This window comes from Olivibacter domesticus, from assembly GCF_900109575.1.
Lineage (GTDB): Bacteria > Bacteroidota > Bacteroidia > Sphingobacteriales > Sphingobacteriaceae > Olivibacter > Olivibacter domesticus.
On the sequence record NZ_FOAF01000001.1, the window covers coordinates 1 to 23,707 of the forward strand.

Annotated in this window: 17 protein-coding genes; 5 read left to right on the forward strand and 12 right to left on the reverse strand. The window is 37.9% G+C overall.

The genetic code is table 11. The features are described from left to right. Positions 1–287: 287 nt before the first annotated feature. Both BMY50_RS00005 and BMY50_RS00010 read right to left on the reverse strand, forming a co-directional pair. A complete protein-coding gene (locus BMY50_RS00005) occupies positions 288–1,490 on the reverse strand; it encodes a pyridoxal phosphate-dependent aminotransferase (RefSeq protein ID WP_093316231.1) in 1,203 nt (400 codons plus the stop codon). A gap of 108 nt (positions 1,491–1,598) precedes the next feature. After that, positions 1,599–1,979, reverse strand: coding sequence for a DUF1573 domain-containing protein (locus BMY50_RS00010; RefSeq protein WP_093316238.1), 381 nt, complete (start codon positions 1,977–1,979; stop codon positions 1,599–1,601). A gap of 571 nt (positions 1,980–2,550) precedes the next feature. On the opposite strand from BMY50_RS00010, the gene BMY50_RS00015 reads away from it, so the two are divergent. Then, complete coding sequence (locus tag BMY50_RS00015; RefSeq protein ID WP_093316245.1) at positions 2,551–4,968, forward strand: alpha-ketoacid dehydrogenase subunit alpha/beta; 2,418 nt, start codon at positions 2,551–2,553, stop codon at positions 4,966–4,968. A 94-nt stretch (positions 4,969–5,062) separates the two neighbouring features. Here BMY50_RS00015 and aroC read toward each other — a convergent pair whose 3' ends face one another. The 4 genes from aroC to BMY50_RS00035 form a co-directional block, all read right to left on the reverse strand. Then, positions 5,063–6,163, reverse strand: coding sequence for a chorismate synthase (gene aroC / locus BMY50_RS00020; protein ID WP_093316247.1), 1,101 nt, complete (start codon positions 6,161–6,163; stop codon positions 5,063–5,065). 65 nt (positions 6,164–6,228) lie between these two features. After that, positions 6,229–7,485 (reverse strand): 3-phosphoshikimate 1-carboxyvinyltransferase, encoded by a 1,257-nt coding sequence (aroA, locus tag BMY50_RS00025; protein ID WP_093316249.1) that lies wholly within the window; start codon positions 7,483–7,485, stop codon positions 6,229–6,231. After that, positions 7,485–8,591, reverse strand: a complete 1,107-nt coding sequence (locus BMY50_RS00030) for a chorismate mutase (protein ID WP_093316251.1) — start codon at positions 8,589–8,591, stop codon at positions 7,485–7,487. Before BMY50_RS00030 ends, aroA begins: the two co-directional genes overlap by 1 nt. A 41-nt stretch (positions 8,592–8,632) precedes the next feature. Then, positions 8,633–9,460, reverse strand: a complete 828-nt coding sequence (locus BMY50_RS00035) for a prephenate dehydratase (protein WP_093316254.1) — start codon at positions 9,458–9,460, stop codon at positions 8,633–8,635. Between the two features lie 599 nt (positions 9,461–10,059). On the opposite strand from BMY50_RS00035, the gene BMY50_RS00040 reads away from it, so the two are divergent. Continuing rightward, positions 10,060–11,376 carry an ammonium transporter gene (locus BMY50_RS00040; RefSeq protein ID WP_093316256.1) on the forward strand — a complete coding sequence of 439 codons (1,317 nt, stop codon included), beginning with the start codon at positions 10,060–10,062 and terminating at the stop codon, positions 11,374–11,376. Between the two features lie 182 nt (positions 11,377–11,558). Continuing rightward, positions 11,559–12,605 carry a porin gene (locus BMY50_RS00045; RefSeq protein ID WP_093316258.1) on the forward strand — a complete coding sequence of 349 codons (1,047 nt, stop codon included), beginning with the start codon at positions 11,559–11,561 and terminating at the stop codon, positions 12,603–12,605. 795 nt (positions 12,606–13,400) lie between these two features. On the opposite strand, the gene BMY50_RS00050 is transcribed toward BMY50_RS00045, so the two are convergent. The 3 genes from BMY50_RS00050 to BMY50_RS00060 all read right to left on the reverse strand — a co-directional run bounded on the left by BMY50_RS00050 (position 13,401) and on the right by BMY50_RS00060 (position 18,025). Beyond that, positions 13,401–14,765, reverse strand: coding sequence for an ammonium transporter (locus BMY50_RS00050; protein WP_093316261.1), 1,365 nt, complete (start codon positions 14,763–14,765; stop codon positions 13,401–13,403). Between the two features lie 595 nt (positions 14,766–15,360). Further along, positions 15,361–16,545: a Na+/H+ antiporter NhaA gene (nhaA, locus tag BMY50_RS00055; protein WP_093316263.1), complete on the reverse strand. Its 1,185-nt coding sequence runs from the start codon at positions 16,543–16,545 to the stop codon at positions 15,361–15,363. 49 nt (positions 16,546–16,594) lie between these two features. Further along, entirely contained in the window at positions 16,595–18,025 is a 1,431-nt protein-coding gene (locus tag BMY50_RS00060) for an alanine/glycine:cation symporter family protein (RefSeq protein ID WP_093323372.1), read from the reverse strand. Between the two features lie 393 nt (positions 18,026–18,418). Between BMY50_RS00060 and BMY50_RS00065 the strand changes: the two genes are divergently transcribed. Then, entirely contained in the window at positions 18,419–20,023 is a 1,605-nt protein-coding gene (locus BMY50_RS00065; protein ID WP_093316266.1) for a BCCT family transporter, read from the forward strand. After that, the gene (locus BMY50_RS00070) at positions 20,020–20,901 is read left to right on the forward strand and encodes a universal stress protein (protein ID WP_093316269.1); all 882 of its coding nucleotides are present in this window, start codon (positions 20,020–20,022) and stop codon (positions 20,899–20,901) included. The genes BMY50_RS00065 and BMY50_RS00070 overlap by 4 nt, the downstream gene beginning before the upstream one ends. Positions 20,902–21,000: 99 nt before the next feature. On the opposite strand, the gene BMY50_RS00075 is transcribed toward BMY50_RS00070, so the two are convergent. The 3 genes from BMY50_RS00075 to egtB form a co-directional block, all read right to left on the reverse strand. Then, positions 21,001–21,387 carry a VOC family protein gene (locus BMY50_RS00075; protein ID WP_093316271.1) on the reverse strand — a complete coding sequence of 129 codons (387 nt, stop codon included), beginning with the start codon at positions 21,385–21,387 and terminating at the stop codon, positions 21,001–21,003. Between the two features lie 159 nt (positions 21,388–21,546). Beyond that, positions 21,547–22,539, reverse strand: a complete 993-nt coding sequence (locus BMY50_RS00080; RefSeq protein WP_093316273.1) for an L-histidine N(alpha)-methyltransferase — start codon at positions 22,537–22,539, stop codon at positions 21,547–21,549. Positions 22,540–22,555: 16 nt separating this feature from the next. After that, complete coding sequence (gene egtB, locus BMY50_RS00085) at positions 22,556–23,707, reverse strand: ergothioneine biosynthesis protein EgtB (protein ID WP_093316275.1); 1,152 nt, start codon at positions 23,705–23,707, stop codon at positions 22,556–22,558.

The following is a 23,707-nucleotide window of genomic DNA, read 5'->3' on the forward strand; positions in this document are numbered from 1 at the left end:
AAAAGTTTACGTTCGGCGTCTTGCAAGGTATATATTCTTTAATAACGCTAAACTAAGAATTATTTAAATTTCCCCCCAAGAATTCCACTTGATCCGGAAACAACAAAATAAATGAGCGTCGCGAATGGCTTCTTTTGATTTGACTCCCCACAATAGGGATCACCGAGCGAAGCGAAGGTAATCCCTCCGGCTCCACAAAAAAGACTCTTTCAGGAGTCTTTTTTTTATTTAAGTGGGATGAGAACCCGACAGGAGGGTTTGAGTATGTCAAAATACAGAGATGAAGTCTAAGCTTCCGTTCTTCCCGGATATATTTCCAGCCCCTTTTCGATACATTCCAAGGCTTGTTCTAAATCCTCTTGATGTAGCACATATGCCATGCGCACCTCTTGTTCTCCCTGCCCTACTGTACCGTAAAAGCCTGTCGCAGGAGCCATCATCACCGTATTGTTTTTATATGAAAATTCTTCCAGCATCCATTGGCAGAACTTATCTGCATTATCTATTGGAAGTTTGGCAACTACATAAAAGGCGCCGCCAGGCGTAGGACAATAGACCCCTGGGATCTTATTTAATCCTTCAACCAGGATGTTGCGTCGTTTTGTATATTCAGCTATCACATTGTCAAAATAGCTTTTTGGCGTGTCAACAGCTGCTTCAGCTGCAATTTGTGCTACGGCAGGCGGGCTGAGTCGTGCTTGAGCAAATTTTAATCCTGCTTCTAAAATTTCCTTATTCTTAGTTATTAAACATCCTAAACGAGCACCACAAGCACTATATCTCTTAGAAACAGTATCAAAAACTATTGCATGCTCTTCCAATCCATCTAAATGCATTGGAGAAATGAATTCATTGCCATCATAACAAAAGTCCCTATACGCCTCATCCGAAAATAAGAAAAGGTCATGCTGGAGACAAAGCTCCTTTAAATCTTCTATCTCCTTGCGAGAATATAGGTATCCAGTAGGGTTATTTGGACTGCAAATAGCTATAGCTTTTGTTCTAGGGCCTATCACCTTTTCAAATTCACTTATCGCAGGCAAGGCGAATCCATTTTCAATGGAAGATAATATAGGTTTTACCTGAATATCTGCCATACATGCAAATCCATTATAATTTGCGTAAAAAGGCTCTGGAATGATGATTTCATCACCTGGATTAAGGCAGGTTTGCATTGCAATGGTAATGGCCTCAGATCCACCAGTTGTTATCAGTATATTATCTGGACTAAGGTTGTAATTTAAATTATTATAATATGAGGTCAGTTTCTCACGATAGCTAGCATTACCCTGCGATGGCGTATATGCCCACACCTTAAAGTCAATATTCTTTATAGCGTTTAGCATTACCTCAGGGGTTTCGATATCCGGTTGTCCTATATTAAGATGAAGAACCTTTTTGCCATTTTTTTTAGCTGAGTCGGCAAATGGAGCTAGTTTTCTAATAGGTGAGGCAGGCATCTGCCTACCCTTTGTTGATATTGTTGGCATAATGTAATTGTTGGCAATTTGAATACAAACTTACTAAAAGTAACGGCATAAAAAAGGCTGCTTACCAAATAAATAAGCAGCCATAATGCATTTAAGAAGTATTTAATTTTATTTTACAACTTCTCCCTTAATATATAGCGACTTTAATGGAGTTTTCGCATTTGAACGAATAGTGATAGACTTGCTAAAAGGAGCGGCTTGTGCAGCGTTGAAAGTCACGCTGATTGATCCTGCTTCTCCTGGTTTAACAGGTGCATTCGTATATTTAGGAACAGTACAGCCGCAAGAAGACTCCACCTTAGTGATGATTAAAGGCTCCGTACCAACATTGGTGAAATTGAATTCATAAGTTACTGGTTTACCTTGTGGTATTTTACCAAAATCATACGTTTCTTTTTCAAATTTAAATTCGGCGTTACCATCTGCTTTAAGCGCAGTAAAAGTTGCAAAAGCAACCACAACAGCTAAAATAGTTAATAGTTTTTTCATTTGATTAATTATGCTTTAACGTTTGTATTAACAGCGTTTCTAATGTTACGCTCTCTGTTATTTGTCAATGAAGTTTTGTAAATTGAAGGTTGGCTCACTTCGGCACATGATTTCGCAATGATTTCCCTTCTACAAACGCTATCGTTTTATCCAATTTGATTATGCACGATACTTCATCTGATATAAATTTACAACAAAGTTATTATAAATGTCAATTTTAATGCCAATAACCGAGTAATTAATTTGTTGCTATCATAAAGGGAGAAAGACATAATAATTTTTAACTATTAAGAATGAAGGTATTATGTTAATAGAAATATATAAAACTAATTTAATTCTCTTGCAATTATTCCAGTAAATTTTTACACTTTCAGATAAAGGTGATTCTTTTTTTGACGAAAAATCATTGATAGAAGCTTATTTTATAGAAAACTAAGACTGTATAAGCCGTTAAAGGAGAAATTTTGTTTGTCATTTAAGTGCTATTTTGAAATAGCCTTGCGGTGGGATATATGAATGCAGAATTTTATATAATTTTTATTACTTTTGAGTTTTTAGCACAATTCGTCGTATGTCTGATACCAACTTAAAATATACCAATCCAATAGATACTTCAAAGTTAAGTTTTGATGATTTCAAAAAGATGGTCTTAAACGACTATCGTATTGTTCGTGAAAGCCGAGAAGCAAGTCTGCTGGGGCGAAGGGAAGTGTTAACAGGAAAAGCGAAATTCGGAATTTTTGGCGATGGAAAAGAGGTGGCTCAGGTCGCTATGGCAAAGGTTTTCAGGGAAGGCGATTGGCGATCAGGGTACTATAGAGATCAAACTTTTGCATTTGCAACGGGCATATCCAATATTTATGAGTTTTTTTCGCAGATGTATGCAAATCCAAATATTGAAGCAGAGCCAGCTTCTGGTGGAAGGATGATGAATGGGCACTTTGCTACTAGGGAGTTGAACCAGGATGGGACTTGGGTTGATCAAACAACATTAAAGAACTCTTCGGCCGATATTTCTACCACTGGAGGTCAGATCCCTAGATTGTTGGGGCTCGCACAAGCCTCTAAAATATACCGACGCAATAAAGAACTAGGTTACCTAACACATTTTTCTAATGGTGGTAACGAGGTTGCCTTTGGTACCATAGGTAATGCATCAACTTCAGAAGGTGTTTTTTTTGAAGCCTTTAACGCAGCTGGAGTATTGCAGATACCATTGGCAATTTCAGTATGGGATGATGGCTATGGAATATCCGTACCAGCTAAATACCAAACAACTAAAGAAGATATTTCAGAAGTACTCAAAGGTTTTCAGCGAGATGAGAAAGGTGAAGGGTATGAAATCTTTAAAGTAAAAGGGTGGGACTATCCGGGCTTATGTGAAACTTATGAAAGGGCGATAAGAATTTGCAGGGAAGAGCATACACCCGTATTCATTCATGTAACCGAGATGACGCAACCACAAGGTCATTCAACTTCCGGCTCCCATGAGCGATATAAATCTAAAGAAAGATTAGATTGGGAGGCAGAATATGATTGCGTTGTTCAGATGCGCAAATGGATGCTGGAGTCGGCTGTTGCCAATGAAGAGGAATTGGAGAAAATAGAAGAATATGCTAAAAAAGTAGTTAAAGAAGAACAACAAAGAGCTTGGAAAGATTATACAGCTGCTTTTAAGAATGAAAAAACAGAAGCTATTGATTTACTTAATGCGATTAATGACCAAATCGTCAAACATTTAGCTGTCGAGCTCAAAGCCGTTCACGAAGCAAGTCTTAAACAGATCTACGGCATTGTCAGAAAAGCAATAAGGAGCCTTCGCCACCACCAAAGCGAGCAAAAAGATCAATTACTGAAGTGGTATAGGGCACAACAAGATATTAATTATGAACGCTATAATTCTAAGTTATTCACCAACACTGCTGAATCGCCACAAAATATAGCAGTGGTTCCCGCACAATATGAAAAGAATACAAAACTTGTTGATGGGAGAGAGGTTTTAAATGAATGTTTTGCAGCTAATTTCCATAGAGAACCACGCTTACTTGCTTTCGGAGAAGATGTAGGCGCAATAGGGGATGTTAATCAAGGCTTTGCAGGACTACAGGCAAGGTTTGGAGAACATCGTATTTTTGATACAGGTATACGAGAATCAGCTATTATTGGACAAGGGTTAGGGATGGCCCTCCGGGGATTAAAACCAATAGCTGAAATACAATACCTCGACTACCTGCTTTATGGTCTCACGGTATTAAGTGACGATTTAGCTTGCTTAAGTTACCGTACAATGGGAGGACAGAAAGCGCCGTTAATTGTACGGACTAGGGGGCATCGTTTAGAAGGCATTTGGCATTCCGGTTCACCCATGGCGATGATTTTAGGATCGCTGCGTGGTATGCATATTTGTGTTCCGCGTAATATGACGCAGGCTGCCGGCATGTATAACACGTTATTACGTTCCGATGAACCTGCCTTAATCATAGAATGTCTAAACGGTTACCGTCTAAAAGAACGAATGCCTTCTAATGTAGGCGAATTTACGATACCATTAGGCGTAGCTGAGATTATTAGAGAAGGATCCGATATTACCGTTGTGTCTTATGGCTCTACCTTACGGTTGGTGCAAGAAGCTGCTGTTCAGCTTCAAGAATTAGGCATTTCAATTGAAATTATCGACCCGCAAACATTACAACCCTTTGATAAAGAACATTTGTGTGCAAAATCATTAGTTAAGACAAATAAGTTGCTAGTGGTTGACGAAGATGTACCTGGGGGGGCATCGGCCTTTATACTTCAGCAAGTTTTAGAAGAGCAGAAAGGATATTTCAGTCTTGATAGCCAGCCACGTACCTTGTCGGCTAAGGCACATAGACCTCCTTATGGATCTGATGGTGACTATTTTACAAAACCATCCATTGATGATATTATTGAGATGGCTTATCAGATAATGCACGAATCGAATCCAGAGAAGTTTCCCATATTATTTTAAAGGAATAGATCCCGACTATCCGACTGATTGAAAAACCCCTAATAACGCTATAATCAGCATTAATTAGGGGTGAATAAATATTCAAAAGCCTCGATCAACTGCCGCTAACGCTTAAATTTCGAAGAAAATGGTCAACAATAACAAGTGCAGCCATTGCTTCCACTATTGCTACAGCTCTCGGTACGACACAGGGGTCATGCCTTCCTTTTCCTACTATTTGAGTTTCTTCGCCTGAAGTGTCTACGGTGTTTTGCGCTTTCATAATAGTAGCAACAGGCTTAAATGCAACACGGAAATTTATGTCCATCCCGTTCGATATACCACCTTGAATGCCGCCCGAAAAATTAGTCAGCGTTTTTATTGCTTTTATGTTCCGATCAGGATTTACAAAAATATCGTTGTGTTCAGATCCTCTCATACTTGCTCCCGAAAAACCAGAACCATACTCAAAACCATGAACTGCATTTATACTCAACATCGCCTTTCCCAAATCAGCATGTAGTCTGTCAAACACGGGCTCCCCTAAGCCGGCGGGTACGCCTTTCACTACCGTGCTGATGATACCTCCTACTGTATCGCCATCTTTTCTAACAGCGTCAATAAAAGTAATCATCTGGTTAGCCGTTGCAGGGTCTGCACATCTCACAATATTCTGTTCCCTTATGGTGACTAATTCTTTTATAGAGAGATCTCCTAAATTTGGTGCTTCTATTGTACCGACGGATGAAACATGCGCGAAAATTTCAATACCGTGTTTGCTTAAGTAAGCTTTTGCTATTGCGCCAGCAGCAACTCGCGTTGCTGTTTCACGAGCGGAAGATCGACCACCACCTCTATAATCTCTGATGCCATACTTTGTCTGATACGTATAGTCGGCGTGCGACGGGCGGTATTTATCTTGAATATGTGAATAATCTTTGGAGCGTTGGTCTTCATTAGGAATCAACATAGCGAGGGGTGTACCCGTAGTTTTTCCTTCAAAAACTCCAGAAAGTATTTTAACCGTATCGCTTTCCTTTCGTTGAGTGGTTATTTTAGACTGACCAGGCTTACGTTTATCCAACTCAGATTGTATATATTCAAGATCAATTTCGATATTGGGCGGACAACCGTCGATTATTACGCCAATGGCTTCGCCATGCGATTCACCGAAGGTAGTTATACGAAATACTTGTCCAAAAGAATTACCTGCCATGTTAATTTGTTGTTTTATTAAAGATGTTCATTGTTTAGTTCGCTCTAAACACAAATCCCTTTCTCTTATTGATTAGATATAGTAAAACCTATTTGCTCCAAATGTGTCCAAAACGCCGGATACGACTTGCCTACAACCTCAGGATCTTCTATAACAAGTTCATTGAAATGAATAGCTAAGGGCGCAAAAGCCATCGCCATTCGATGATCTTCGTACGTTTTTATTCGTATACTATCAGGAGTCGTTTTGTTATCAGTGTTTAAATGATAACTTTCATTCTCTTCCATTAAAGTAACGTTAAATTTAGCTAATTCATTCTGTAAGGCCCTAATACGGTCTGTTTCTTTAATCTTTAATGTCTCTAATCCAGTAAAAGTAGCATTGTATCCTAAAACAGCGCAACATGCTATGACGGTTTGTGCTAAATCTGGACATTCTTTAAAGTTAAAAAGCGTTTGTTGTTTACCTTGGTTATTAGATTTCTCAATCTTTACGCCATTGTTTTCAAACGTGGAAACCACGCCGAAATTGGCCAAAATGTCTACGATTGCACTATCTCCTTGCAAGCTATTCGTTTTTAAGCCAGGTAAAAATAAAGAACTTCCAATAGGAGATAAGGCAATAATAGCGTACCAATAAGAAGCAGCGCTCCAGTCGGGCTCAACATGCAATTCCGTTTTTTTAACCTCTTGGTGCGAAATACTGATGCTATTTCCATCCCATGTATGCTGAATACCTGCCTCTGCAAGCATTTGAAGCGTCATGGTGACATAAGGCTTCGATGTTAAGTCGCCCGTAATATTTAAGGTTAAACCAAGTGGTAAAAAAGGTGCTATAAGAAGAAGTGCAGATAGGTATTGGCTACTAACATCTCCTCTGATATCTAATTGATCATGTGTTTGTTGAGCGCCCCCGTCTATGTTAAGTGGAGGGTAACCATCGTTTTCTGTGTATTTTATCGAAGCACCAATGCTTCTTAAAGCATTTACCAAAATTCCTATCGGGCGTTGTTTCATACGTTCAGAGCCCGTAAGTAGAAAATTTCCTGGAACAAATGATAAATAAGCTGTTAAAAACCTCATGGCGGTGCCGGCAGGACCGATATCAACTGTTAAATTAGCCTTGCTTTCTTGAATCGATTTCAGGACATCACACAAAGTAACAGTATCATCCGCATTCGATAAATTTTTTATTTGGATAATGCCTTTGCTAAGTGCGCTTAAAATAAGCGCACGATTACTTTCGCTCTTAGAACCAGTCAATTCAACGGTGTCGTTTATTTTGCCACCTTGGTATGATAATTTTAAAGTCCTTGTATTCATTAGGCCTCCATAGCAGGTTTGGCGTTCATGATCTGATTTTGTTTACGAATTGATTCACCGTGAATTAATTCAAGTAATTTTACAGTAAAATCTTCTTCAAGGTTTAGCGCCTTGGCAAACTTGCTTCGTTTCTCAATTATTTCTTCCCATCTACTAACTTGCAAAATAGTTACTTTGTTATCTCGCTTGTATTCTCCAATTTTTTCGACAATTTTCATGCGGTCGGCCACTTTTTTGATAATTTGATCATCAAGCGCATCAATTTCTTTACGTAATACTGCTAATTTATCTTCAAAGACAGGGTCGTTAGATTCTGCTTTTCTTAACGAAAGATTATTGATAATATCGGTTAACGCCGCAGGTGTAACCTGTTGTTTTGCATCAGTCCAAGCTACCGACGGATCAATGTGTGACTCAATTATGAAACCCTGCATGTCTAAATCTACCGCTTTTTGAGCTACGTAAGGAATTAACTCGCGCGTACCGCAGATATGACTGGGATCGTTGATAATTGGAAGCTCAGGGGCTACTGTTTTTAGCTGAATAGCTAAATCCCACATCGGTTCATTACGGAATGCCGTTTTTTCATAAGATGAGAAGCCTCGATGTATAGCGCCTAATTTTTTAATACCCGCACGATTTATACGCTCTAGGGCACCTATCCATAATGACAGATCTGGGTTTACCGGATTTTTAACAAACACAGGCACATCCACTCCTTTAAGAGCATCAGCAATTTCTTGTACCGTAAATGGATTAGCTGTGGAACGGGCGCCTACCCAAAGAACATCAACACCTGCAGCCAAGGCTTCTTCTACGTGTTTCGCTGTCGCCACTTCTGTGGCTGTAGGTAAGCCTGTTTCCTCTTTGGCACGTTTTAACCATTCTAAACCAATGCTTCCGATGCCTTCAAATTCGCCGGGACGCGTACGGGGCTTCCATATACCTGCTCTCAAGATAGAAACCTTTCCTGTAGCAGCCAATAAATGGGCTGTTGCCACTAACTGTTCCTCGGTTTCGGCGCTGCATGGGCCGGCAATTACAAATGGTTCTTTGCCGGTAGCTAACCATGAGCTTAATGGCACGATGTCTAAATTTAGTTTCATTGTATTATTATTAATTTTTCTATTTAGTTGCTATTTTGAGTTTATATCTTGTCGTTTTTAATGTATTCTCCAAGAATATTGAAATTTATAGTATGTTTTAGTGTTTTTCTGATAGCCGCGTCGTAATTATTTTGCTTTTTCCATTCAATGTCGACATAAAAATCGTACTCGTTTCTTTTTCCCACCACAGGCATAGATTGAATTTTACTCATGTTGATCTGTTCCTCGGAAAAAAATGTAAGTACGCGGGCTAATGAGCCAATACTATTGTCGGTTTGAAACAAGAGAGTTGCTTTATTAGCTTTAGGATTCTCCGTTTTCTCTTTAGATAAGATCAAAAAACGAGTATAATTTTTTTTATTTGTTTCTATCCTTCTTTCTATAATATCTAAACCGTAAAGCTTTGCTGCTAGTTGATTGGCAACGGCAGCTGTATCAGTTAGTTTGTTGTCAGCTATTTTCTTTGCACATGATGCGGTGTCCATTCCTTCTGTGACTTTAAAAAGCGGATGCTCTTCTAGGTAATCTGCACACTGTCTAAGGGCTATGGGATGCGATTCTACACTTCTGATCTGGTCGAGTTTTATACCCGGTAGGGCAAGGAGATGCAGTTGGATACTTAAATATACTTCTCCAACAATCGGGAAATGATAGTCATGTAATAATGTGTAATTCGGTAATAAACTCCCCGCTATTGAATTTTCTATTGCCATAACCACATAATCTGCCTCATTTTTTTTCAAAGCCTCACATGTGTGTTTAAAAGTCTCACATTCTACTGTTTCGATTTCTTGACCGAAATATTTGAAGGCAGCCTCTTCATGAAAAGAGGCACGTGTTCCTTGGATCGCTACTTTTATTTTGCTCATTTTATTGTTCAAAAAAAAAGTCCCGGTTGCTCACCGGGACTTTTCTATACATTCTTATATATGCATGTTAATCCCGGCCCTTACTGCTAAAGTAAAAGTAACCAAAGAACCAATATGCTGCTGTGTATTTCATTATTTCTTTTTGATATGGCAAATATATGCAAGAATTATTATGAAACAAGAAAAAAAATAAAAAAAATGTAAAGAAAATTCTTGGCACTATTTAGTATAGAGGGTAATTATTCTTGGGTAATGAAAGTGTGTTTTTACAATATGTTTATCGTTAAACAGATGTGATTGACTTTTTTTTGTTGTCGTATTGCTGATTTTTTCGGTTAATTATCTTAAAAAATAAGTTATTGAGTGAATATTGTGTGTTTTAAAAGATTTTGTTTTTGTTATTTCTATATTTTTCACGTTTTTATTTTATTATTTTCTTTAATGATGTATTTATTTTGTATGTTTTTTAAATAAATAGCGTAAATTTTATTATTTTTTTTATTTAAAAGTTGTTAATATGAAATATATGTACTTTATTTGTATTATTATTATTAAAAAATCAATTTAAAACACTTTTTTAACGCCTAAATTCAAATTAAATGGAAAAAATTTGCGACATTCTTACTTTTTTGCCAACTGCTTTGCCTTCTATTGTGGTGTTGCAAGATGCTAGTGAAGCAGTTACTTCAGGAGCAGAAGCTCTTCTGACTGCTAATAACATTTGGATGATGCTTTCGGCGGCATTAGTCTTTATTATGCATCTGGGATTTGCCAGTGTTGAAGCGGGATTTACACAAGCTAAAAATACCGTTAATATCCTGTTTAAAAACACGCTTACACCGGTAATAGGCCTTGTTACTTACGGTCTAATAGGGTTTTCCCTTATGTATCCGGGAGATTTTGGGGGAGTCTTAGGCTTTAGTAAAGAGTCTTGGGATGTTATTTGGTTAGCTCCTGCAAGTGCGGATGTGAGTGCTGGTTATGCGGATGGTGGTTATACTTTTTGGACAGATTTTTTATTTCAAGGAATGTTTGCTGCTACCTGCGCAACGATCGTGTCGGGTGCTGTGGCTGAAAGAACAAAGTTAGGAGCTTACCTGACTTTCACGCTGATCTTTGTAAGCGTTGTTTATCCAATCATAGGAAGTTGGAAGTGGGGTGGCGGATTCTTGGATAAATTAGGTTTCTACGATTTTGCTGGTTCTACGTTGGTGCATTCAGTTGGAGGATGGGGAGCACTGATTGGAATTTGGTTAGTGGGCCCAAGAATAGGTAAATATGAAAATGGTAAAGTGAAAGATTTTCCGGGATCTTCCGTGCCTTTAGCTACAATAGGTGTCTTCTTGCTTTGGCTCGGTTGGTTTGGCTTTAACGGAGGGTCTGTTCTTTCAGCAAATCCAGGGGCGGTATCATTGGTGTTGGTTACTACTACCCTAGGAGCATGCGGTGGCGCTATTGGTGGACATTTAGGTGGGAAAATATTTATGAAGAGAATGGACTTTGGTATGGTGCTCAATGGAATTTTAGCGGGCTTGGTTGGGATTACTGCTGGGGCCGATGTTATTACACCATTGGAAGCGCTCATAATTGGTCTTGTTGCGGGTGTTCTCGTAGTGGTGTCTGTATTGACCTTAGATAAACTAAAATTGGATGATCCAGTCGGTGCGGTATCCGTTCATTTGGTTTGCGGTATATGGGGAACACTGGCAACGGGTATTTTTGGTGAAGGAAAATCATTTATGTCACAGCTTTACGGTGTGTTGGCATGTGGGGCCGCTGCTGCGATAGGTGCCTTTATTATTTTTTATGTACTAAAATTGACAATGGGGTTAAGGGTGTCTAAAGAGCATGAGGTGGAGGGTTTAGATAGTCATGAGCACGGTATACGTGGTTACACGATCCTGGTAGAAGATTAATTCTTGAGCACCCGGTCCTAGTATTTTTTGGACAGGGTGCTATCTAATCAAGCCTAATAATAATTTGTATAGCCATTCCTGTTTTTTTAATGATAAAAAATTTCTTAAAGGCAGATGTCTGGAGTATAATGACAAAAAAAATACCTAATTATCACAAACATTAATAAAAAAGTAATTAAATTATGAAAAAATGCATGACCATGTTAGCTCTTTCTTTAGCTACTTCCTATGCTGTTGCGCAAGAGAGTGAGCCGTTAAGTATTTCGGGATCAGTAGATACTTATTTTAAGTATGATTTTTCAAAATACAGAGATGAGGACGGTATGTCTAACATCCCAACCTATTTTGGTAGTGAGCAAAATTCAGTTTCTTTAGGAATGATCAATTTGGTGCTCGGTAAAAAGGTTGGGAAGGCGTCCTTTGTAGGGGATCTTTCCTTTGGTCCGCGTGGTCAGAATGCGGCTTCTATAAGCGGTTCAATACCCAATGGCCCGGATAATAACACTTTTAATATTCAAAATTTATATGTTTCTTATGAATTTACCGATAAGTTTTCGATGACAGCAGGTTATATGGGAACATTTGTGGGTTACGAGATTATTTCCCCGACCGGCAATTTTAATTATTCAACATCATATCTTTTTTCTAACGGCCCTTTCCAAAATGCAGGGATAAAAGCGAATTATAAATTTTCAGATAAAGTAGGGTTAATGGTCGGATTGTTTAACGACTGGAATGTTTATCAGGATTTTAATGGTGTTTCAGATTTTGGTGCTCAATTGTCGCTGTCGCCGGTTGAAGGATGGGATGCTTATATTAATTTTTTAACAGGTTATCCTTCAGGAACTATAATAGATTTAACCACTTCTTATCAAATATCCGAAGCGTTTAAGCTAGGTTTGAACGCTGCCGATCGCACTAATTCGGGAGATGATACCGGTGGCTATTTCGGTGCAGCTTTATATCCTCAATACGCTTTTTCTGATGCATTTTCCTTGGGGTTGAGAGGAGAATATTACAAAACAAAAGATTTTATGGAGGAAGAGGTGAATGTAGAGGGGGCTTCTGTATTGGGTTTAACGCTGTCTGCAAATGTGAAAGCAGGTCCACTGACAGTAATACCGGAATTTCGATTAGATAATAACTCTGAAAAAGTGTTTATGAACTCTTCGGGAGGGCCCACTAAAAATGCTGCTCAATTTTTAATAGCGGCAGTTTATGCCTTCTAAGTCAGGATATGACCTAGATAGATTTAGATTTTATGAAGAAGGAGAGGGGATTGTATCATAATTCAGTCTAACCCCAAAGTCGCCAAATAATATTTTATGGCGGTATTCATCCTAATCATCCTAACAAAAAACGGCAATTCTCAATTTGAGAATTGCCGTTTTTTGTTGCTGTTTTACTATTTCAAGAGGCTGTTCGAAATTAAATTTTGTTTACGAATTATGATTTTGATTATTGATACAGCTCCTTTTTGTTGAGTAATCCGTTATTTATGGTTGTTTAAATTTCTTCATTTTCCTAATTGATTTATTGATTTAACGGCTGATGGTCTGTATGCGATGTGCATGTAAGCTGTTAAATATAAATGTTTATCTGCAAGACGAAAATGGATAATCATAAGTCAATGCATGTGGCTCAATTGCTGCCGCTTTGTTGAATTAAGTGTGTCGTTGAGATTAACCAATTGTTTATAAGGAATGCTGTGGTGCTGTTTACGTAAAGGAAACGTGTGGGTTTGTGTCTTAAACTTAAGCTGCTAATAAAGCTTTATATATGTTCAATTCGTTTTTATTTAGGTGGTATCAGTCATCAGGGAATATAATTGAAAACAAATCTTCTATCATGCTTTTAAGGAAGATGTTCTGGTCATCCAGGTAGTAATACGAGTGATGAACCAACTGATTTTAGTCGGTAGGTCGTTGGTTTAACAAGGTCTTATTCTATGGGAGCGGCGAAGAAAGAAAAAAAGCGCGCATTCTACAATGCACGCCTTTTTTATCGATTAAATAATTTAAATGTTAGAAGGTCTGTTGGTGGGTCGTAAGCGGACTTGGTGTATTGTAGTTTTCGTTGTGCTGACTCATGTCTAAGCCTAACTCTTCCTCTTCAGAGCTCACTCTTAATGGCTGTATGAGGTTAACTAATTTGAAAATGATAAATGAGACAGCAAAACTAAAAAGAACTACGATTACCATTGCCTTCAGCTGCGTAAAAAAGAATTCAGGGTTTCCATAGAACAGTCCATCGTTTCCTATAGGATTTACTTTTTTGCTGGCAAAAACGCCAGTTAACACCATGCCTACCATGCCACCAACTCCATGGCAAGGGAATACATCTAATGTGTCGTCTAATACTGTTTTAGATTTCCATTGAACAACTAAATTAGATATAATGGCTGCAATTACGCCGATGAAGATACTTTGTGGGATACCTACGAATCCGGCTGCCGGTGTGATGGCTACGAGGCCCACAACAGCTCCAATACAGAACCCAAGAACAGAGGGTTTTTTACCTTTAATCACATCAAAAAACATCCATGAAAGGCCTGCGGCTCCAGCGGCTGTATTGGTGGTGCCAAAAGCAGAAACTGCTAAGTCGCTTGCCGACAATGCGGAACCGGCGTTAAATCCGAACCATCCGAACCACAATAGTCCTGTGCCGATTAATACGTAAGGAATGTTTGCTGGAGGGATTTCCTCATGATCTAAGTGCGATCTTCTTCTCTTTAAAACAAGTGCTCCAGCAAGTGCTGCGCAACCAGCAGAGATGTGTACAACTGTACCACCGGCAAAATCAAGTACGCCCATTTTGGCTAAGAATCCTTCTGGATGCCAGCTCCAATGAGCGAGTGGTGCATACACAAATAAACAGAATAATACAATAAATAAAATATAGGAAGTAAAACGAATTCTTTCCGCCACGGCTCCAACTACTAGTCCTGGGGTAATAATGGCAAACATAAGCTGGAACAATGCGAATAAAGATAAAGGGATTGTCGGCCCCCCCGGCCATGGTTCTCCGGCTATAACATTATTGAAAAATAAGAAGGTCTTTGGGTTGCCAATTAAGCCACCAATTGAATCGCCAAAGCAAAGGCTGAAACCAACGATTACCCATAAGACGCTCACAATGCCAGCAGCAACTACACTCTTCATCATCGTTGAAAGTACGTTTTTACGGTGTACCATCCCGCCATAGAAAAAAGCTAAACCTGGCGTCATTAAAAATACCAGTGCGGCGGAGGTGAGTACCCATGCAATGTCTGCGCCATTGTAAATGCCTTCACCGTTAAATGGGGTAGCAGGTTGAATAAAGATTGCGGCAATCGCTGCAAATAGCAATACCATAAATGGTGTTGTTTTTTTGATAGTGTTTGTTTCCATAATTTTTTTAAAATAATTCAGCTTTTAGGTTTGTTACATTTTGGTTATATATAGTGAAATCTCATTTCTGCAAGGAATCTGTCAATCTAATTTGCTTAAAATGCATGTATATAGGTTATGACTATAAGTTCTGCTTTAAAATGCAGGTTTGGTTATAGTATTTTTTTTATTTTTATAATATATTTAGAGTATTTTTGTTTTTATTTGATATAAATCGAACAATTTTTATCAAATGTAGAATAGAAATTCGTTTTTTCAAAATATTTATGATTTTTTTAAATAAAAAAATCAAAATTTACACATGATGCAGGTTTGTCAACAGAATTATTGTTGATGTTTGTTTTTTATTTTATATATTATTTTAGTTTAGTGTGTGTTATTTTGTGATTTTTATTGTTTTTTTATTATATTAATAAGATGATGTTGTTGTTTTGATAGTCTTTAGGTGATGTTTTAAGGGGTTTTTAAGGATTTTTTTACGATATTGGTGTTGAAGATGTTCTAGGTCATTCTTTTAAATTAATTTCCTTTACAAAATTCAAAGAAGAAAGGCAGATCAGTTACAGGTGTAGATAGATGCCTGGGGTTGTTTTTTCTATTGAGCTACTTTCTTTTTTGCGCTGACAAAGCTTAAATAAGCTGTACCACAAATACCGGCTAGCAAAGAAGCGCACAATATGGCAAATTTGGCCTCAGCAAGAAGACTGTGATTTTCCACAAAAGATAAAATAGCAACGAAAATTGACATAGTAAAACCTATCCCACCTAGTATACCAGCACCAAAAATATGATTCCACTTAGTGCCGGCAGGTAATTTTGCAATGCCAGCTTTTGTTGAGAGCCATGAGAAAATTGTTATACCGAGGGGTTTCCCTATAAAAAGTCCGAAAATGATACCGAAGCCAAGCGGAGTTGCCAATCCGCTCATCATACCTTTCTCAAAACGAATGTTCGTATTTGAAAGTGCAAATAAAGGCATGATAAGAAAGTTTACCGGTCTAAATAGATAATGTTCTAGTTTTTCTAAAGGTGATTCTTTAGCGTCGGGTGTTGTAGGTAAAGTAAATGCTGTAAGTACGCCGGCTATTGTCGCGTGAATGCCTGAGTGATGTATAAAATACCAAATGAATACGCCGGGTATTAAGTAGAATACAAGTTTTTTTACACCCAATTTATTAAATAGAATAAGAACAAGCCAGATAGCTCCTGCGTAGGCAAGGTTTGCAAAATGTATTTCAGAAGTATAAAATACAGCAATTACTAAAATAGCCATTAAGTCATCTACTATGGCAAGGGCCGCCAAAAAAATGCGTAATGACAGAGGAACACGTTTACCCAAAAGACTAATGATTCCAATGGCAAAGGCGATATCCGTTGCCATTGGAATTCCCCAGCCAGTTGCTGTAATACGTCCGTTATTGAATATAAAATAAATAAATGCAGGTGTGAGTACTCCACCTAATGCGGCAAGTATGGGAAGCGCCGCTTTTTTTGGGGAGGAAAGTTCCCCTTCAACCAATTCGCGCTTTATTTCTAATCCGACCATCAAAAAAAATATGGCCATTAATCCATCGTTTATCCATGCAGACACCGTATAATCGAGGTGCAGATAAGGCGTATCAAATCCAATAGTTGTTGTAAGTAAATCTTCAAAAGATGCTGATAAAGGAGAATTAGCGATTAACAGCGAGAACACCACGCAACATAGTAAAATAATACCTCCTGATGTTTCCGATTGTAAAAATTCCTTAAAGGGCTTTAAGTTGATAATCTTTCTCATTGATCAAATTATTTAGTTCAAAAGCAAGCTTTTGCTCAGGAAAATTCGATTATTCGCCATTCCAAAGATCAGCGTTCTTGATACCTACTTTCTTTGCATTGAAAACCGGATTTTTACCCGCTTTCTTTTGTTCCTGGTAATCTTTTAATAAGAGAAGGGCTGGTTTTCGCAGTAGGAGGATAGCAATGACATTTAGCCAAGCCATTACACCAACACCAATATCTCCGAGTGTCCAAGCAGTTTGAGCCGTTTTGATGGTTCCGTAAAAAGTAACGAAGAGTATCAGCACTCGCAATACCCACACCATCCAAGGGTGTCGAGCCTTTTTATCCAGATAACTTAAGTTTGTTTCCGCAATATAGTAGTAAGCCATGATGGTAGTGAAGGCAAAGAATAACAAAGATATCGCCACAAAGCCACCGCCCCATAGCTCAGAAAAATGATGTGCGACTGCCTTTTGCGTAAACACAGGTCCATCTTCAATGCCCGGAATATTTTCCACAATGAATCCACCTTTGGGCGCTTTTACGTTATATTGACCGGTAAAGAGAATCATAAAAGCGGTGGCGGTACATACAAACAAAGTATCTACATATACTGAGAAGGCTTGCACAAGCCCTTGTTTTGCCGGATGGTCTACTTCAGCGGCAGCAGCAGCGTGGGGTGCAGTTCCTTGTCCTGCTTCGTTGGAGTAGATACCCCGTTTAACTCCCCAAGAAATAGCCATACCGAGAATACCTCCAAAAGCAGGTTCCATACCAAAAGCGGAACGAATAATTAGACTGAAAATAGCCGGAACCTCCTTTATATTAAGTGCAATAATAATAATAGCCATCAGGATATAAGAAACAGCCATAAATGGAACTACTATCTCTGCAACCTTACCAATGCGTTTAACACCGCCGCAAATAATTAATCCTAATATAATCACGAGACCAATTCCCGTATATTCAACAGGAACATTAAAGGTGTTATTGACGCTTACAGCGATGCTATTGCTTTGTACGCCGGGTAAGAAAATTGCGGTACTTAAAACGGTGGCTATCGCAAACACAACGGCATACCATTTAATTCCCAAACCCTTCTCAATATAAAAGGCAGGCCCACCTCGATATTGCCCATCCTTTATTTCTTTATATAATTGCCCCAGGGTGGCCTCTACATAAGCAGATGCACTACCTAAAAAGGCAATAATCCACATCCAGAAAATAGATCCGGGACCACCCATGGCAATCGCTGTTGCTACACCGGCAATATTACCGGTTCCGATTCTTCCAGATAACGCAATCACAAAAGCTTGAAAGGAAGACACTCCTTTAGATGATGAGCCCCCACCAATTAATAGTTTGACCATGTCTTTAAAAAATCTAACCTGTACAAAACGAGTCGCTATGGTAAAATAAATGCCTGCGCCCATACAAAGTATAACAAGGGCATCGCTCCAAACGATATTATTGATTGCGTTGATGGTTTTTTCCATGTTTTTTTTTCTGAATTCTTGCCTTTTCGTTGTTTTGATGTATTTATGGCGTAATAATAGGGTAAAGAAAACGATTTTCAATATAATATGAGGTATAAATAATTCTTTTTTTAAGTTTCAGAGCTATTTTGATGGTTTTTTTAAAATTTTTAGTGTTTTTTTTGAAATGCCTATTTACTTATTGAAACATCACTATATTAATTTTTTGCTCGTTCATTCTTGATATATAAAAAAGAGACTCTTAAAAACTTTTTCCGTTTAGAACCGTAATATTACTATAAATGATGAGAGGTGCTGCCTTACAACGATTTATAAGTCTTAGAAGATAATTGGTATTTAGCTTTAATTTTCGAAACCTCTTATGTATGCTATCTGGCCCAAAGAATTACCAATATGTTAAACAGCATAACATCAAAATTGAAATTTAAGATAAATCCACCGGTCTTCTATACTACCATTGGATTTGTTTTCTTAAGCATCTTACTTTGTCTTTTATTTAAAGGGTCTATAGATGAATGGTTTAATAAAGCGCAATACTTAATAACAAATAATCTCGGATGGTTTTTCATTATTGCCGTCAATAGTATTTTAGGGTTTTGCCTATACCTGGCCTTCAGTAAATTTGGTAATATTCGACTGGGAGGGGATGCGGCTGAACCTGAGTTTAGTATGATTTCCTGGTTTGCCATGCTTTTTAGTGCCGGTATGGGTATCGGCATTATGTTCTTTAGTGTAGCAGAGCCCGTGTCTCATTTCGCAAATCCTCCTAGAGAAGTATTGGATAACTCACAAAAGGCCATTCAAGCGATGGAATTTACCGGTTTACATTGGGGGCTTCACGCTTGGGCTATTTATTCTATTGTGGGTTTGGCATTGGCATTTTTTTCTTTCAATAAAGGGTTGCCATTAACATTTCGCTCATTATTTTATCCTTTTCTCGGAGAAAAGATACACGGGTGGTGGGGGCATACAATAGATATATTTTCAGCAATCGCAACCCTTTTTGGCCTTTCAACCTCATTAGGATTAGGGGTTCAGCAAATGAACGCCGGGTTACATTATCTGTTAGGATGGGAGATAGCGGTTTCGACCCAAGGAATACTGATATTAGTTGTAACTTCCATAGCTACTTTATCTGTTGTTTCCGGTCTGGATAAAGGAGTGAAGCTCCTAAGTAATGGCAACATGATTTTGGCATTTTTATTAATGTTGTTAATATTCTGCTTGGGTCCTAGCTTGTCCATCCTCAAAAGTTTTGTTCAAAATATAGGGGCCTATTTGGCTAATTTAATCGAAATAAGTACATGGAATGATGCTTATCAAGAAAGTGGCTGGCAAAATAAGTGGACTGTGTTTTACTGGGCCTGGTGGATTGCTTGGTCGCCATTTGTAGGAAGTTTTATTGCTCGTATTTCTAAAGGACGTACCATTAAGGAGTTCATTTTAGGTGTGCTATTAATTCCTGCCTTGTTGACATTGTTATGGATGACTATCTTTGGGGGTACTGCCATTCATATGATTTTGCATGGCGATCTAAGTATGATCGCTGCAGTACAGGAAGATATTTCCACTGCTTTGTTTGTTTTTCTGCAAAAAATACCTTTCACCGGTATTTTATCGACCATTGCCATTTGCTTAGTTGCCTTTTTCTTTATCACCTCGTCTGATTCCGGCTCCCTGGTGATTGATAATATTACCTCTGGAGGAGAGCAGCAAACACCCGCATTACAAAGAGTATTTTGGGCCTTTTTACAAGGTGGTATTGCTATTGTACTTTTATGGGGCGGTGGATTGAATGCTTTACAAACGGCAGTTATCATTGCAGGTTTACCTTTTGCCGTTGTCATTTTATTAATGTGCTATAGTTTAGTTAAAGGATTGGATGAAGAACACCGGAAAAAAATGAAAAAATATAGAATACATCAAGAAAAGAGCTACAGAGATATTGTTCAAGAGTTATTAGAAGAAGATCAACAAAATTCAGAGGAGCAGCCATGATATCGAAAACAAAAAACACTATTCTAGTGGCATTAGATATGTCTGAGATGGACCATATGTTAATAAGTTATCTTAAAGTAATCACAGAACTATTCAATGTAGAAAAGATTATATTTCTCCATAATGTTAGGTTGCGTGAATTACCCAGCGAAATGAGAGGGATAGAGATGCTCGGTAGAATAAAGGAACGCGTTAGGAAAAAAATAGAAAATCAGTTTAAGACATCTCAACTACTATTTAATAACTATGAAATCAGTGTGGAAACGGAAGAGTTTAGCGAAAATGCATTCGATCGACTAACAAAACAGCGTAAAGTAGATTTGGTTGTTTTAGGAAACAAGCAACACTTGGAGGGGGATGGCGGTTTGGCACAAAAACTTATAAGGTTACTTCCATGTGATATGTTGTTAGTTCCAGAAACGATACGTTCAACGTCAAAAAAATATTTGTGCACCCTTGACTTTTCTAAATATAGTAAAAGCGTATATAATGTAGGGAGATTTCTAGCAGAGAAAAGCCCGGACAATTATTTACTGTCTATACATGTAGCAAAAACACCTGTTCATTTCTTCTTAGGATTGAGCGAAATAGAAATTAGAAAACTGTTAAAAGAAGAAACGGAGAGTAAAAAAATGAAATGGATAAAGCAGTATCAAATTTCGTCAGAAATAGAAATTATTCAAGCAGATGGAAAGCATATCGCCTCAACCATCTTACAATATGCAGAGCTCAATAAAGTAACTATTGTGATTATGGGGGTAAAGGGTATTTCAACAATCACAAACTTGTTTATCGGCGGTGTTACAAATGAAATATTTCACCATGAAACCAATTCTGCTATTCTGATCCTTAAAAATTATCAAGAAGAACCAAAATAGCGTTATAGTTTGCTTCAATGACTGCCAATTGTCTTTTTTACTTTTTCGAAACAGAACCGTAGAAGGAGTTTTTGTTGGTTTTATCCGACCTTCTATCTTCTATTCTTCAAGCACTGACAAGATATTTCCTGCAGGATCTTCAAACCAGGCAATTTTTGGTCCTGGTTGTTTTCCATCAGCGTTGCATATTCCTTTTTCATCCGTTTGCAATTCACCCGAATAAGAAAGAAATGTAACCCCCTTCGTTGTAAGCGCATCAACGGTTTCCACAATATTTTCCACTGGAAAATTTAAAACAGTGTAGGTGGCAGGCACATGGTTGGGTTTTGGATATATAATTAGTGGATTGTTTCCTTCTAAATGCAATTCCAGTATTCCCATTGAACCATCTCGAACATCTAGTCCAAGTGTACTGCCATAAAATTCTTTAGCTTTTTCTAAATTATCAGCAGAAAACCCACTGAATGCTTTGCTATTCCTTAACATGACCATATGATTTTAATGTTTCCATAAAAGATTATTTCTCACATAGAGAACTTGATTTCTTATATACTTATTAACAACATAAAGTTAAGCTTGTTCGATATAATTTAGGTATGTTAAATCTGACAATAAAGAGGCCATATGCGACTGTAGATGGACGTCTCAACTGGCTTGCCAGATGGTGTCAACAAACCATTCCTTGCTGTCAAAAAAATGACGAAGAGGTTTAAAGCCGGTATCTCGGGCTATTTGCTCAATTTGACTTAAGGTGAATTTTTGCGATATCTCCATATAAATATGTTCGTCTTTTAAAAAGTTTATATACGCTCTCTCATTTATATGCACCACCTGATCTACAAGACTTATCAGATAGCTTTTGCAGGAACCGGTTTCCGGGTCATACATTGCATAATGATCAAATTGGTTAATATCAAAATCAGCATGAAGCTCACGATTTATCCGTTCCAACAAATTGAGATTAAATTTCTTTGTTATGCCACCCTTATCATTATAGGCCGCTAAAATAGTCTTAGGATTTTTTTTTAAGTCCATTCCCATTAACACCTTATCGCCAGCGGAAAGATGCTTACGCAATTCTTTACAAAATTCAAGCACAGCACTAATGGGCATATTGCCTATGTTTGAACCTAGAAAGAGTACTGCTTTTCTTCTAGAGGATGAGGCTGTTGCTTTATTGAGCATTTCAAAATATTCACCATTTAATCCCATTATCTGGAGGTTAGGCAATGTTTCTGGAAGATTACTCGTAAGGTTGGAGATTACATTGCTGGATATATCGATTGGCAGATAATTAAAATCTACTTTCTGTTCCAGCAGGTAGTTAAGCAGATAAGTAGATTTCAGTGCATCACCGGCTCCTAATTCGATTAGGTCAAAACTGTTATCATCATCCGTAACTGCAGCAGACAATTCAGCTGTTTTTTTCGAAAATATTTCAAGCTCGCAATCGGTCAGGTAATATTCGGTACAATTCATCAATTCTTTAAACAGCTGATCGCCGGTGGTATCATAGAAATATTTTGATTCCAAATACTTCGGATTTGATTGTAACCCAGTTAACACATCTTTGTGAAATGCACCCGTTTGGTGTCTTGATATATCTGTTAATGTTGTTTTTGAACTAGAAGAATTCATATTTTTCGTTAAGATTTTATTTAGCTAGTCTTATTCCTGTAAATTGCCATCGTAGATTGGTTTGGAAAAAATTCCGATACGTTATACGGCTATGACCAGGCGAAGTAACTTCAGACGCCCCTCTTAATACGGTTTGATTCACCATAAATTTGCCATTGTATTCACCAATTGCCCCCGAGGCTTTCGTAAATCCCGGGTAGGGTAAATAAGCACTTTCCGTCCATTCCCAGTTCTCACCCCAGGTAAAGTATGGAGCTGCTGCTTCCCACTCAAATTCCGTCGGTAAACGCAAACCCCTCCAAGTAGCATAAGCATAAGCTTCAAAATAACTTATATGACAAACAGAATTATTTAAATGAAGTGGTTCGAGTCCGCTAAAAGTATATTGATGCCATTTCCCATCAATGAGATGCCAGTAAAGTGGAGCTGCTATTTTATTGCTTTTTACCCAGTCCCATCCCTCTGCATGCCAATGACGAAAATCGCGATACCCCCCGTCCTGTATAAACGCTAAGTATTCGGCGTTGTTTACCAAATTAGCGCTTATTTCGAAGCTGTTTAGATAAACCTTATGCCTGTTAAGCTCATTGTCAAAACAAAAACCATCCCCTTTAAATCCTATTTCATAAATTCCTTCTTTTATGCGAATAAATGCATCATCATTTTTTATTTCGAATGAAGGGGATGTATAATTAACGTCGTAAGGTGGAAATAAAGGGTTATGTCCGAGTATGTATTTAATATCCGTATATAACAATTCTTGATGTTGCTCTTCATGATTGAAGCCTAACAGTACTAATTTTTTCACTTCTTCTTTAAGCTCATTACTTAGAAATTTAACCATGGCATCATCTACATAGGCACGGTAAAGATAGATGTCTTGAACAGTGGGGCGACTTAGATTACCCCTATCAGTACGAATAACTCGGTTACCGACCGTTTCATAATAACTGTTAAATACGTAATTGTATTCACTGTTATATGCTTGGTAATTTAAAGCATAAGGTGTTAAAATAAAAGTCTCGAAAAACCAAGTTGTATGTCCAAGATGCCACTTTGGCGGGCTTACATCTACAATAGGTTGCACTACATAATCCTCCGTTTGTAAAGGGTTACAGATCATTTCCGTACGTTGGCGAACATTTTTATAACAATCGACAATATTCAT